Here is a 14,369-nt window from a genome sequence, read left to right as displayed (position 1 = left end):
GTTAAGCCTGCGCCAGTAATTTTTGTGCTTTCTGAAATTGAGCCTCACCTGATCCGGTGGCCAGCTCGTCCTGTGGTAAAACCAAACGATAAGGGCATTGTTGCTGTTCGCATTGATCTACCAGCCCCATCATTAAACTCAGTTTTTCCTCATGCTCTGAACTTGGCATATGCTCATAGCAAATTTCTATCTTATTCTGCTCGGGATAGCTTTCAAATACCTTGATATAGAGGCCCTGACCTCGAGCAGCCTGCTTCCATGACACCGCATGGTAAGAGTTACCCGTTTTAAAATCACGTAGTTCTTGAAATTCATCCATATCCTGTGCCTGTTTTAATGCATTTTGTGCAGCATTCTCAGCTTTAAAATCTAAAGCCTGGGGAGCAATCCAGCTCATTTGCTCCAGATAAAGATAGGTCCAGGCACGAACCAATCCGAAAGGATAAGTAGAATATATCTGTAGGCGCTGTAAATGTAATGGTCCGCGTTCTTCTGGCCACACCAGTAAATGAAAACGCTGCTGTTTATGCTGTACTAGAACTGGAATGATTTGCTTTGCATAATACAGGTTTAAATAACGTACAATCTCTCGCTCCTGATAAAAAATAATCTCTATTTGCATGGCTTGGCCTACCCGGCCGACTTCAGGCACGATCACTTCTATTTTGAGTTGATGCAACTGTTTAAAAGCAAGATAAAAACTGATACAAAGTACAGCACTGATTAAAAAGCAGAAACCCAGTATCAGGTTATTGGCATAGTTAACGCCGGCAATAAAAGTAATCAGTATGAGAACCAAATACAGGTAACCCTGCTGATACATAAAGACCAGTATATCCCGCTGCTTGAGGGTTCTTTGCCCATCAATCCGGAAACGCTTGGCAAGCCAGCCTTGGATATGTTTCTGCAAATGGTGTGCTCCTAACTAACCGCCACACTTTGCAGAAGCTTATAGCTTTCTGCATCAGTTGTTCCGAGACGATGAGAAACCACAGCATTAAATACGGCCTGTACATCATCTGTAGTCGCATAACTGCGCTTTTCTAATAGAGCATAGGCCTGCGTAGCTTTTTTTAAGGCCAATATTCCGCGGGTAGATAACCCATGTCGGCCTTTACGGGTCATTTCAGCCAAATCCAGAATATAATCCAGCACTACATCACTTAAATAAATATTACGTGCCAGTTGTTGAAGATTCAGAATATCCTGCTGGCTAAAGACATGCTCAATTGTTGATATTAATGCCTGACGCGAGTCCTGTTGTAACAGAATCCTTTCTGCCTGGCGCGATGGATAGCCCAAGGATAATCGCATTAAAAAACGGTCCAGCTGGGACTCTGGCAAGGCATAAGTTCCACTCTGGAATAAAGGGTTTTGTGTAGCAATCACCCAAAATGGCTGAGGTAAAGCATGTCGGACACCGTCTACCGTGACACAACCTTCCTCCATAGCCTCCAGCAAGGCACTCTGTGTTTTCGGACTACAACGGTTAATCTCATCAGCCAGTAAAATCTGGGTAAAAACCGGGCCTGGTTTAAACTCAAAAATATGTTCAGCCTGATTAAATATATTAATTCCAATTACATCACTGGCCAACATGTCATTGGTAAACTGTATACGCTGAAATCTTAAACCGGCAATATGCGCTAATGCACTCGATAAAGTAGTTTTACCTAATCCGGGCAAGTCTTCAAACAGGACATGCCCACCTGCTAGCAAACAACTTAAGGCCAATTTGGTTTGCTGCGGTTTATCCAGAATAATGGTATTGATCTGCTGTAAAAAGCTGTCTATTTGTGAGGCATACTCTCCTATCTGCCTGGCTAGTTTTTTATTCTGTTGATCTTTTTCATTCTTTTGAAGCCTGTTGGTTCCCCACATCCCCTTCCTTCCTGAATAAAAAAACGGTGTATATTTAACATACACCGTTTTTATGTTTTTCTAAGTTACTAAATTATTACTAACATGGACATTTTTTTAAATCTCCACCTGCCGATGGATAACGTGAATCTACACAGTGGCGATAAAATGTTTTAGCGTCCATTGCTTCAAGATCTGGATGGTGCTGTTTCATGTGTTCTAAATAAGTCTGATAATCAGGCACCCCTACCATCAGGCGAAAACTTTGTTGCAAACGTTGCCATAAAGTCGCGATACGTGACCAGTTCTTTGGAGAGAAAATCAGATGCTTTTGCGACAAAAGTGTAAACTTGATTATCTTTGCCAGAACAGTCGTACTATTTTTTGCAAGCTTCAATTTCATTAAGACTCTCCTCTGACCGAAGTTACAGGCGCTGTCTCATCACGATATACCGCGGGTGCTTCATTTACTGTCGGTGTTGGGCTAGCCAAAGCACGACGTACTACACGGATAGATGCAATGACCATCACGATTGCCACAATCATAAAGAAACCGCAGAGGACCGCATTAATCTGATTCGACATGACAATCATCTGCATCTCAGCAATACTTTTTGCCGGAGCCAGAATCTCATTACGAGCAATTGCATCAGAGAAGCGATTAGCCTGCGCCAAGAAACCAATTTTCGGATTTTCGTGGAAGATTTTTTGCCAGCCTGCTGTCATTGCAGTAATGAAAAGAAAAATAGTAGGCAAAATCGTGACCCAAACATATTTTTCTTTCTTCATTTTGAAAAGGATGACTGTACCTAAGATCAGTGCCATTGCTGCCAGAATCTGGTTACCAATACCAAATAATGGCCACAAGCTGTTAATACCGCCTAGCGGATCGACAACGCCCTGATATACAAAGAAGCCCCAACCGGCTACAGCTACCGCAGTCCCCAGCAGGTTTCCAAAGAAATTATGAGACTGTTTTACAGCCGGAATTACAATACCTACTGTATCCTGTACCATAAAACGGCAGGCACGTGTACCGGCATCGACTGCTGTCAGGATGAATAAAGCCTCAAACAGAATAGCAAAATGATACCAGAATGACATCATGGCACGGCTGTTAAAGATTTCGGAAATAATATGAGCCATACCAATTGCGAATGTTGGCGCTCCCCCTGTACGGGACAAGATCGTAGTTTCTCCTACCTCTTTTGCGAGCAGTGCTAATGCTTCGGGTGTCACAACAAAGCCCAGATTACGTACAGCTTCTGCTGCACTTTCAACTGTTGTACCCAAAACAGCAGCAGGAGCATTAATTGCAAAATATACTCCTGGTTCTAGTACCGTTGCACAGATCATGGCCATGATCGCAACAAAAGATTCCATCAACATACCGCCATAACCGATCATGCGGATATGAACTTCATTTTCAACCAGCTTTGGTGTGGTACCTGAAGAAACGAGCGCGTGAAAACCTGAAATTGCACCACAGGCAATAGTAATAAACAGAAATGGAAAGAGCGAACCGGCAAATACAGGCCCAGTACCATCAATAAAGTGAGTTACAGCAGGCATTTTTAGTTCTGGCAAGGCAAAAATAATACCAACAGCCAGCCCGACAATTACCCCAATTTTCAAGAAGGTCGATAGATAGTCACGTGGTGCAAGCAACAGCCATACTGGCAGTACTGAAGCCACAAAACCATAAATAATCAGACACCAGGTCAACTGAGTACCTGAAAGTGTAAAAAATGGCCCCCAGTATGGATGTGCAGCAATATTTCCTCCATACACAATGGCTAGCATCATCAGAATGAAACCAATCACTGAGACTTCTGCAATCTTGCCCGGGCGTATATAGCGCATGTAAATGCCCATGAAAATTGCAATAGGAATAGTAGCCGCAATACTGAATACCCCCCAAGGACTATTCGTTAAAGCCTTGACTACGACCAGCGCCAGTACTGCCAAAATGATAATCATCACCCCAAGTGCGCCCAGCATTACAATCACACCGGCAAAAGATCCAAGCTCCTGTTTTGCCATTTCCCCCAGTGAGCGTCCATCACGCCGGGTAGAAATAAACAGGACCAGAAAATCCTGTACAGCACCAGCCAGTACTACACCAGCCAGCAACCAGATCGTTCCGGGCAAGTACCCCATCTGGGCTGCCAGAATCGGTCCTACCAAAGGTCCCGCACCGGCAATTGCAGCAAAATGATGGCCAAAAAGTACATATTTATTGGTTGGGACATAATCCAGGCCATCGGTCATCCGATAAGCTGGAGTGAGCCGTCTGGCATTAAGCTCAAACACCTTGTTGGCTATAAACAGGCTATAAAAACGATAAGCTATACTATAGACACAGGCAGCAGCAAGCACTAACCAGACTGCATTAACATGTTCACCACGACTGACAGCAAGTATCCCGAAAGATATTGCCCCGATAATTGCTACAATCACCCAGATCAATTTTGAAAAGGGGGATGACTTAGTTTGAATTGATTCCATCTTGACCTCGTATTTCAATTATTTAAGCAGGTTAGTTATTGTTATTCATCGTGCTACTTTCCCTTTGCAAATTTCCTTTTTTGACTCTACTCCTCATCTTTTTGTTTTCATCTAATACTTTGGCATTAAAAAAGGGATGATCATGATCATCCCTTTTGATAATAGTCTATTTTTAAACCATTATGCACGTTCTAAGTATTCACCAGTACGGGTATCTACACGAACACTTTCTTCTTGCTGTACAAATAATGGAACACGTACTACTGCACCAGTTTCCAGTTTTGCCGGCTTACCGCCACCACCAGAGGTATCACCACGTACACCCGGATCAGTTTCAATAATCTTTAAGGTTACGAAGTTTGGTGCACTTACGTTTAAAGGTACACCATTAAACAGCATAATTGTACAGGTTTCATTTGAATCATCTTTTAACCATTTTGCTGCATCGCCCATAGCGTTTTTATCAGCAGCAATCTGTTCAAAAGATTCAGGGTCCATGAAATGCCACATTTCACCATCGTTGTACAAGTAGTTCATTTCTACTTCTACAATATCGGCGCCTTCGAGTGAATCACCTGACTTGAATGTTTTTTCTAATACTTTGCCCGTTTTCAGGTTACGCAGTTTAACGCGGTTAAACGCCTGCCCCTTACCCGGTTTTACGTATTCGTTTTCCATGATTGAACATGGGTTGCCATCAAGCATAACCTTGAGGCCTGATTTGAAATCATTTGTAGAATAATTGGCCATGACTGGCACGCTCCAAACTTACTAACTTAAATCTATTAATGCTAGACTAGCATTATTTTTAACGTGTGGCATGATAAACTATTTATATCAAGAGCAAAACTGGCAATCACAACTCAGTGACCTAATTACTGACCCGCTAGAATTGTTACACGCGCTTCAGCTTTCACCCGAACAGTTATTATCAGGGGCAGTTCTGGCTTCTGAAAAGTTTAAATTACGCGTACCGCGCGCATTTGTTGCAAAAATGTGCATTGGTGACCCTCTTGATCCTCTTTTGCTGCAAGTCTTGCCACATCATCTTGAACTAGAGGATTTTCCAGGATTTGTTACTGATCCTTTAGGTGAAGAGGCAGCCAATCTCTTACCTGGTGTTTTGCATAAATATAAAACACGTTTCCTGCTTACTTTAACAGGTGCCTGTGCAGTTCATTGCCGCTACTGCTTTCGACGTCACTTCCCCTATCAGGAAAATTTACCTAAAAATGAAGACTGGCCAGCAATTAAAAATTATATTTTAAGTCAACCTGAGGTTCATGAAATTATTTTAAGTGGTGGTGATCCACTGACTTTATCCAACCGTAAACTCGGCTTATGGCTGGAAAGGCTTGAGTCTATTCCCCAGATTGATACGCTTAGAATACATTCACGTGTGCCGATTGTGATTCCAGACCGTATTGATCATGAGTTAATTTCTCTTTTGGAAAACAGTAGGCTACGTATTATACTGGTGGTACACTCTAACCATGCTTCAGAACTCGATGACTTCACCTGTTCAAAATTGCATGAACTGGCACGTCGTCAGGTCACTGTGCTCAATCAGGCCGTTTTACTTAAGGGTATTAATGATTCTGCGGAAGTATTAATCAATTTAAGTTATAGACTGTTCGAGGCACGGGTTATGCCTTATTATTTACATGTGCTGGATAAAGTTAAGGGGGCCCATCACTTTGACTTGCCTTCTTCAAAGATTGATGAAGTTTATAAAGAGGTCCTAGCAAGTCTGCCAGGTTATTTAGTACCTAAACTGGTTAGGGAGATTGCAGGTGAGAAGAATAAGACACCGCTGTTTGGGACTATAACAATTTGAGTTTCTATAATAAGTATGATGAATAGTACATTTTCAGAAATATTTCATTCCCCCAATGTTCTTGATAGGGAAAAACTTAGCTTTGCACCTGCTACAGTGAAAGATCTGGAAATGTGGGCAGGTAATCTGTCTTTCATGCAGCTTGGTGACACCTCTAAGTCCCTATTTCATGCCGTACTCGAAATCTCTCACTTAAAATGTAGTGAAACACTCAGATTTGACCTGATTCATAGTTTGCATCCTACCATAGATAAAGTACTGACCAGCTTAGAAAAACATTTTTTTAATCAGGGCCCTATCAGTACTGACCGTAATGAGCATATTATTGAACTGGCTATGCTACTACGCTGTCACTTTGCAGGAGTTTATATTAATATTGCGCGTTCTGCGCACGAGCAGCTCGCTCACCAAAAATTTTCTCTTTTTGCTTTTAACCAGAAAAAAAACTTATCTATAGCTCGAACATTGGCAATTTATTATGCCCTGCAACAACTTGTTAGCCTACTGTATCAACAGCAAATACTTTATAGTCACTATTTTACCGGTCAATGGCTCATTGCTCATCAACTGTATGATATTGCTTTAAAAAATGATTTTCATATGAACAATATTAACCAGATACAGGGCACTCAAAATATTTTAGCCAATATTAATCAGACCTATGCCCAGCTGATCTTACTGGACATTTTTAATGCCCATCAAATTCGGCCCTCTGAAATTCAGTCACTTTATCAATGCAGTTTTGACTGGGCCAAGCTGATCCAAATTCTACCTAGAGCAACGACTCTTACCAAATATGTTGTAGATTGCAATAAAGACTACCCACCAATTCACCAGAAAAAACAGAATCCGGATTTTGAACCCAGTTTTTTTATTACTACTCAGGAATTGCTGGAACACATCAATGCGACTTTTGGAAGAACGCCAGAATTTTTATCAAAACATGAACAGAAAAATTTAAGTTTGGCACTCAAATTCCATGTACAAACCATTTTAGGCAGCACGACAGAACGCCGTCATGACCGCTATCAATATTCTGCACAGCTAGATATCTGTTTTAGTTTATTGTCCGCACATTTCTATCTTTCAAAAGCCAAGACTTTTAATGAAACATTAATGCTGGAAAATAATTATGGCTTTCAAAGTGAATCAAAATTATTATTAAACTGGGATAAAGATACGCCTGATACTCTTCCCCAGGTCAATTCTAGCCGGCTATTGGATCGAGAAGCCAAACAGCTTTATCAGACCAGCGTGCTTGATGTCAGCTTAAATGGTTACCGAATTAAATGGAAAGGTGAAACCCCAAAAAATTTACGCACAGGCGAATTTATACTGGTTAAGGAAGAAACCCAAGAGAAATGGCGAGGTGGAGTCATTCGCTGGATTAAGCAGTCTACCAATAAAAGCCTGGAACTTGGACTGGAAATTTTGGCACAAGAGATGTATCCGTGCGCAGTTCGAATGCAGATTGATCTTCATACAATTAATTATCATCCTGCTTTACTTATTCAAAAGGCCGTCTTTCAGCAGCAGGTCACCCTTATTTTACCAGGTTCACAAACCTTTAAAGAACACCAAACTATTTACTTGCGCTTGGGCCAGGAAGAAATCAAAATTTGTCTTACCAAGGCATTGTTGATTACCCAAAGCTTTATCCAGTTCAATTTTGAGTTGATTAACGAGCAGCAACAGGGGTTACTCGATCAGTTTATGGATAAACAGGCGCAAGAATTAAATAAACAAGATTTATGGGAAGCATTGAAGTGAGAAACCCGCTACTCTCCAAAAAATTTAAACGTACTGAAACGCGTCTACTCATTATTGATGATAATCAGATCCGTTATAACCAGATTATAGAGATTTTTGCTCAGCAAGATCATCTTGTACAGGCGGTGCTGTTGGATGACTTAAAAAGTTTTGAAAAGCAGCTTCATCTGGATTGGGATCTGATTATTTTCGGCCGGGCCTATGATCTTAAAGTTGAACAGGCTCTTTCAATCGTACAGGCATCAACCCAGCCAAGTTTACCGGTGCTCCTTATAAAGCCTGATCAATATGAACCGGCACAATATAATCACTATATATATAAAGGTATCTATGATGTCATTAACTTAGATTTTCCAGAACGTTTTTATATAGGGCTGGTACGGGCACTTTCATATTACCGACTGGTACAGGCTCAACAGCGTTTAAGTATTGAACTTGAGATGGCCCAGAATCAGGCCCAGACCCTGGTTCAGGAAAGTCATAAAGCTGTTGCCATTATTCAGGAAGGAATTCATATTCAGGCAAATAATGAATACCTGAATTTATTCGGCTTGGAAAAAGAAGATGAAGTTATTGGATTACCTCTTTTAGATATATTACAGCCTGAAGATCTGAATGATTTTAAACAGCGTTTTAAAAAAATCAGTCAGGGGCAGTTTGATCAGGGGCATTTCGAAATACGCACTCTAAACAGTCAGGTTGCCTGTTCATCCGCACTTGAACTTGAATTTGTATCTGCTGCAGAGGAAGACGCTCTACAAATTAGAATTAATTGTGACTCAAGTAATTCTAATACCGTGCTCTCTAATAATAGCTCACCCCAGATATCAGAGAAAAACTCAAGTTCAGTTAACCCTTTCCAGCTGGTCAACCGTTATTTAATTAGCCAACCTGCAAAATTTAATGCTCTGGTGGTATTTAGTCTGGCCACCTGTTCTGATCAGATTTTCAAGAGTGACTGGAATACTTTAAAAACTTACTTTTTGAATATTGAAGACTTTATTAGAGAGCAAACTCATACGCTGGTCTTTAAAGTTCATACCATATTATATGGTGCCCTGTTCCAAGCAGAATCTGAAGAAATATTAGAATCTCAGTTAATGAGTCTGCGCGCCCTCGAAAAAGCCCAGCTTCTGACAGTTAATGATGTGAATTTCTCTTTGCAACTACAAATTGGTTATACACTCATTCCAGATGAAATTCGGGACAATGATCATTTCGAAGAGCTTCTGGAGTATGCATTTAATCATCACCTGCCTGAGCTGGAACATGAGCCTGAACTAGAATTAACTGCTCCGCTTGAAGTTGAGCCGGCTCCGGTACCTGAAGTTCCAGAAACCGCTCTGAGCGCAGCCATTTCTACCCCTTCACTGGTACAAGTATTGGCCCAGAAACTCCAGCAGGCAGATATTCATTTAAGATATCAACAGCTTTATGATAAGCAAGATATCAATCTTTATACTTATGAAGTTACCAGCGGTATTATTTATGAAAATCGCTGGCAAGAATTTTCCGGTTTAGCTGACCTACAAGGAAACAATGAGCTTTCAATCAAACTTGATCGCTGGGTACTGGTAGAAGCCTGTAAACAATTACATAATTTTATTCGCCAATACCCTGACGCCAGACTGATTGTTAACTTGAATCAGCATATTTTATTTAATGACTCACAGCTTCCTGAATTGGTGGCTAAACTTATTACCATTATTGGTAGTAAACAGTCCCATCCACTTATTTTGCAATTTGCTGAGGAAGAAATTCTTTACAATTTACCGGCAGCACAAAAGCAGATTGCGCTATTACATCAATATGGTGCAGAGATCTCAATCCGGAATTTTGGAAATTCTATTTATAGTGAATCATTACTAAATCAGATAGAGCTACAGTATGTCACCTTAGCTCAACAGTTAACACAATTGATTTCTAATGATAAAGAACTAGGCAACCTGCAAGAAAAAATTATCAATTTCCTGGCAATTAAGCCCATTGAAATTATTTTGCGTGAACTTGATGACATGAACCTGTTTGCCAATGCATGGAATATTGAAGCACGTTATTTGGAAGGTAATTATTTCCAGAAAAAACTGGAATTCTTAACTGATGTACAGGATCAGTAATTCAGGCTGTTGTTTTCAAGCGTAAAAAAACGGGCTTAATGCCCGTTTTTTTTCTAGTATTAACGTTTGATAGAACGTGACATACCAGCGAAACGTTGTTTGAACTTGTCAATACGACCGCCAGTGTCAACATTCTTCTGCTTACCAGTATAAAATGGATGACAAGCTGAGCAAACGTCCAGATAAAGAGTTTCTTTACCTAAAGCAGAACGAGTTTCGATTACGTTACCACAAGAACAGGTAGCAACAAGTTTTTCATATTTTGGGTGAATATCGGCGCGCATCGTCGATTACTCCTAAGTAAAGAAAGGTTTTGCTGTCATCGCAATTGACCACTCTCAAATCATTTGAGGAAGGCCGGGCTTAATAAAAACCACAGCAGATCAACACCACAACAGACCATTCTCTTGGCCCACCGAGACGGTTTCCGTCAGGGCTAAGCACAACAAGTGGCCAGTATTATAAATTAAAAATTAATTTATAGCGAATTATTCTGCCGCCTCTTCACCCATATATTCCTCAGTGTCCTGTTTAGACCAATAATTAGCAATTACGCCGCAGACCATAAGTTGAATCTGATGAAAAATCATAATCGGTAGAACAATCATGCCAAGTGGCTGCCCTGCAAACAGAATCTGTGCCATGGGTACACCACTAGCCAAGGTCTTCTTTGAACCGCAAAAAAATACTGCAATCTGGTCTGGTCTGTTGAATCCCAGCCATTTAGGAATATACCAAGCCAACAACATAATCACTGTCAGAAACACTGAACATATTAAAGTCAGGTTAAATAGAGTCAGCCAGCTTACCTGTTGCCAGAGACCTGTTACAACAGCACCACTAAATGCGCCATAGACCACCATTAAAATAGTGCCCTGATCAAAAGTTTTTACAATGCTTGGCGCTTTCTGCATAAGGGGAAAAACATAAGGCCTTAATAACTGTCCCGCAATAAATGGAACAAGGAGTAATAAAGTAATTTCTATAATGGATGAAGTCGGATCATAATCATGTTTGGATTGTCCAAAAATAAAAAGACTGACAAGAACCGGAGTAATAAACATACCCACTAGATTTGAAAATGAAGCACTACATACTGCCGCCGCAACATTGCCTTTGGCAACTGAAGTAAAAGCGATTGAAGATTGAACTGTAGATGGCAAAAAGCACATAAACAGAAAACCCAAGTATAGTTGCTCACCAAGCATCGGAAGTAGCACAGGTTTGGCTAATAGGCCAATGATAGGAAATAGAGCAAACGTAAAAGCAAAAACCACTACATGCAATTTCCAGTGCAATATACCTTCAACAATTGCCTGGCGTGATAATTTTGCTCCATGCAGAAAAAATAAAATGGCAATCGCTATATTGGTAATAACCCCGAAGACTTTAGCTGGCTCACCACTTACTGGTAAAAAAGTTGCCAGTATAACCATTACAATCAGCAATATAGTAAAGCGGTCCAATGCCAGTAATTTTAATATATTCATAATCAACATCCTGTTTTTTTATAGGCTGAAAATTAATAATAGAAAAGCCCAGTCAGATGATTTTACCCTTAGGTAAAGTTTCATCTTACTGAGCGTAATTATTTAAGCTAGTGTTTAGCTAAAATGTTCGGTATTTTCTTTGAACACTTAGTCTTTTACTTAATTGTTTCTGGCATTGTCGTCCTGTTGAATTAGCTCAATCTTATAACCATCTGGGTCTTCAACAAAGGCAATTACGGTAACTCCGCCTTTCATCGGTCCAGCTTCACGAACCACATTACCACCACGTGCTTTAATTTCCTCACATGCCTTGTAGGCATCTTCTACTGCAATGGCGATATGACCGTAAGCATTGCCCAATTCATAACTTTCTGTATCCCAATTGTGGGTTAACTCAAGTACTGTATGGTTTGCTTCATCACCATATCCTACAAATGCCAGAGTAAAGCGGCCCTCTTCATAATCACGTTTACGAAGTAAAGTCATACCGAGCACTTCAGTATAGAACTTGAGAGACTGTTCTAAATTGCCTACTCGTAACATGGTATGCAGCATGCGCATGATTAATCACCTTTATGTTCAGATTCTAGAGATTGATGTTCTCGCAGTAATTTTGCTACCCATACGACTAATACCAAAATCGGGATACCGATTAGTGTAGTCATAAGGAAAAACTTTGGATAACCGATATTGGAAACAATAGTACCTGAATACCCTCCTAAAATCTTAGGAGTTAATGTCATAAGTGAACTAAAAATAGCATATTGAACAGCGGTAAAAGAAACGCTGGTCAAGCTAGATAAAAAGGCAATAAATGCCGCACCTGCCAGACCGGACGCCAGATTATCAACAATAATGGCAAAATATAACCAGAGCGAGCTATAAGGTTTAATGACTTTACCACTTACAACTGTTGTGTCTTTTTGGGGGTCAACAACAGAAAGTGGCTGAATATCGATATCAAGCTGTTTGGCTGTTTTTAAATTATTCACTTTATAAGAGTGTGTGGTTTGTAATTTTACCTGCTTGTTTTCTATCAACTCCGCAATCACTGTTTTACTTGGAGAATTGACTAGCAGATGAGCATCTATTGCTGCGCTAAATATACCGTTGTCATCAAGTTTGGCATCGAAATTATGACCATCCAGATGTAAAACTATTTTTTGCTCTGGATTAAAAGCAGGACCAGCATACTGCCCTCTTACCACCAGACTATTTTTCTGCTCCTGCTGATCCAGCTGGTTATCACTGGTAATGGGTAACAACAGCAGTTGAGAACGGTTATGATCCTGAGTTAAATAAGGTATATAGGCATTAACCTGCTCAGGACTATCTGCATACTGAGTTTTTACTGAAATCTGGCTTTGCTGTGCAAGCTGGCTGTTGGGTATTGCTACACTCCAAGTTCCTACTTCATCTGTAGTAGTCTGATAAGTTTGATGACCCACTGAAATTTCAATATCACCTAATGGCTGACCAGATTTAACCAAGCCAATAAAGATTAAGTTGGTAGAACTGGCCAATACTGCCCCTACAAACATTAATTTCATAATATTAATGCGCTGCGCCAGCAAACCGCCCAAGAAACCACCGATCAGGCTAAAAATTACGCCATACACTTTAACCGCTTCGGCAATCTGTTCTTTACTAAAATTGAGATCCTGATAAAACACATTAGATATGACACCAGCAATAATATCGGAAATCCGGTAAAAACCAATTAACAGCAATAATACCAGCGCCAGTTTTAGTCCATAGCGTTTAAAAAAATCTAATATTGGATTTACCCAGGTTTCAAAAGCCATCTGCCGGTTTACAGCGCCCAGTTTTACCAGCGTAGCACCCACCAGTATTGATACTGCGCCTGAGCCTAAAAAGCGCAAAGCTTCAAACAGGAACAAAAGAAAACTATCTTCAATACCCATATTATAAACAAGTGCTTCAACAGCAGTACCTGAGTAAATATAGGCAGTAACGAAGCTGATGACCGCAACAAAAAATACTGCCACCAGCCGGTAGTAATCACTACGTTTATATTCTTTATAGATACGGTTTACTTGTGGCTCGCGAATAATAAGTGTAGTCAATACACCAACTAACATGACGGCTGCCATAACCAGATAAGTAGTCTGCCATGCAGTATAGATATAATTACCTTTAGCAGTTCCTAAATATGCTGCCAGGAATAAAGCACCTGCACCGGCAACAATCATACCAATCCGGTAACCGGCATTATAAGTAGATGCAAGGACTGTCTGCATTTCTGTTTCAGCAAGCTCGATTCGGTAGGCATCAATTACAATATCTTGTGTTGCTGCCGAGAAACCTAGTAATACCGCACCTGCTGCCATCTGGATCAGATGACTCTGCCCGAGCGCCGGATCAGAAAAAGCCATAATACAAATTGCAGTAATGATCAAACACTGTGCAATGAGCAACCACGCTCGGCGACGCCCTAGAGTTCTGGTCAGATACGGGACAGGCAGCTCATCAATTAAAGGAGCCCATACAAATTTAAAAGAATAGCCCAATGCTGCCCAGCTAAAAAAAGTCACTGCACTTTTATCTATACCTGCCTCGCCCAGCCACAGTGACAGGCTTGAAAAAATCAATAAAATAGGGATACCGGCAGAAAAACCCAAAAACAGCATAATAAGGGCTCGGCGGTCAAGAAAGGCTAAGAAAGCGGCTTTCCATCCTGAACTTTGTGTGGACATTGAATAATTATTTTCCAGTGAATCTTAAATTTTGCTATTCAAACGTTTAATTGATCAGGTTTCAATGCTT

The 14,369-nt window shown here is 40.5% G+C and carries 12 protein-coding genes; 3 read left to right on the top strand and 9 right to left on the bottom strand.

Going from position 1 to position 14,369, the window contains the following annotated elements:
* Window position 1: 1 nt before the first annotated feature.
* From AC0VYT_RS04875 to efp, 5 genes are all read right to left on the bottom strand, one after another.
* Window positions 2-910: a DUF58 domain-containing protein gene (locus AC0VYT_RS04875; protein WP_005025358.1), complete on the bottom strand. Its 909-nt coding sequence runs from the start codon at window positions 908-910 to the stop codon at window positions 2-4.
* An 11-nt stretch (window positions 911-921) separates the two neighbouring features.
* Window positions 922-1,881: an AAA family ATPase gene (locus AC0VYT_RS04870; RefSeq protein ID WP_005025356.1), complete on the bottom strand. Its 960-nt coding sequence runs from the start codon at window positions 1,879-1,881 to the stop codon at window positions 922-924.
* A 79-nt stretch (window positions 1,882-1,960) separates the two neighbouring features.
* The gene (locus AC0VYT_RS04865) at window positions 1,961-2,263 is read right to left on the bottom strand and encodes a YbdD/YjiX family protein (protein ID WP_005014997.1); all 303 of its coding nucleotides are present in this window, start codon (window positions 2,261-2,263) and stop codon (window positions 1,961-1,963) included.
* Window positions 2,263-4,368 carry a carbon starvation CstA family protein gene (locus tag AC0VYT_RS04860; RefSeq protein WP_005014998.1) on the bottom strand — a complete coding sequence of 702 codons (2,106 nt, stop codon included), beginning with the start codon at window positions 4,366-4,368 and terminating at the stop codon, window positions 2,263-2,265. Before AC0VYT_RS04860 ends, AC0VYT_RS04865 begins: the two co-directional genes overlap by 1 nt.
* Window positions 4,369-4,548: 180 nt before the next feature.
* Window positions 4,549-5,118 carry an elongation factor P gene (gene efp / locus AC0VYT_RS04855; protein WP_005015000.1) on the bottom strand — a complete coding sequence of 190 codons (570 nt, stop codon included), beginning with the start codon at window positions 5,116-5,118 and terminating at the stop codon, window positions 4,549-4,551.
* A 70-nt stretch (window positions 5,119-5,188) separates the two neighbouring features.
* Here efp and epmB point away from each other — a divergent pair, with 70 nt between their 5' ends.
* From epmB to AC0VYT_RS04840, 3 genes are read left to right on the top strand one after another with little or no spacing between them, the layout of a single operon-like run.
* On the top strand, window positions 5,189-6,205 hold the full coding sequence (gene epmB, locus AC0VYT_RS04850) for an EF-P beta-lysylation protein EpmB (protein ID WP_005015001.1): 1,017 nt from the start codon (window positions 5,189-5,191) through the stop codon (window positions 6,203-6,205).
* 15 nt (window positions 6,206-6,220) lie between these two features.
* Window positions 6,221-7,975, top strand: coding sequence for a hypothetical protein (locus AC0VYT_RS04845; RefSeq protein WP_005015002.1), 1,755 nt, complete (start codon window positions 6,221-6,223; stop codon window positions 7,973-7,975).
* The gene (locus AC0VYT_RS04840; RefSeq protein ID WP_005404230.1) at window positions 7,957-10,092 is read left to right on the top strand and encodes an EAL domain-containing protein; all 2,136 of its coding nucleotides are present in this window, start codon (window positions 7,957-7,959) and stop codon (window positions 10,090-10,092) included. Before AC0VYT_RS04845 ends, AC0VYT_RS04840 begins: the two co-directional genes overlap by 19 nt.
* 59 nt (window positions 10,093-10,151) lie before the next feature.
* Here AC0VYT_RS04840 and rpmE read toward each other — a convergent pair whose 3' ends face one another.
* The 4 genes from rpmE to AC0VYT_RS04820 form a co-directional block, all read right to left on the bottom strand.
* Window positions 10,152-10,376: a 50S ribosomal protein L31 gene (gene rpmE, locus AC0VYT_RS04835; RefSeq protein WP_005015004.1), complete on the bottom strand. Its 225-nt coding sequence runs from the start codon at window positions 10,374-10,376 to the stop codon at window positions 10,152-10,154.
* Window positions 10,377-10,580: 204 nt separating this feature from the next.
* On the bottom strand, window positions 10,581-11,582 hold the full coding sequence (locus tag AC0VYT_RS04830; RefSeq protein WP_005015007.1) for a bile acid:sodium symporter family protein: 1,002 nt from the start codon (window positions 11,580-11,582) through the stop codon (window positions 10,581-10,583).
* Between the two features lie 159 nt (window positions 11,583-11,741).
* Complete coding sequence (gloA, locus tag AC0VYT_RS04825) at window positions 11,742-12,143, bottom strand: lactoylglutathione lyase (RefSeq protein ID WP_005015008.1); 402 nt, start codon at window positions 12,141-12,143, stop codon at window positions 11,742-11,744.
* 2 nt (window positions 12,144-12,145) lie between these two features.
* Window positions 12,146-14,299 (bottom strand): AmpG family muropeptide MFS transporter, encoded by a 2,154-nt coding sequence (locus tag AC0VYT_RS04820; RefSeq protein WP_005404838.1) that lies wholly within the window; start codon window positions 14,297-14,299, stop codon window positions 12,146-12,148.
* Window positions 14,300-14,369: the final 70 nt, after the last annotated feature.

The sequence above is a fragment of the Acinetobacter sp. QJM3NY_42 genome, from assembly GCF_056173745.1.
The sequence above is the reverse complement of the archived record's forward strand: the minus strand, read 5'-3'. Positions and strand labels throughout refer to the sequence as shown.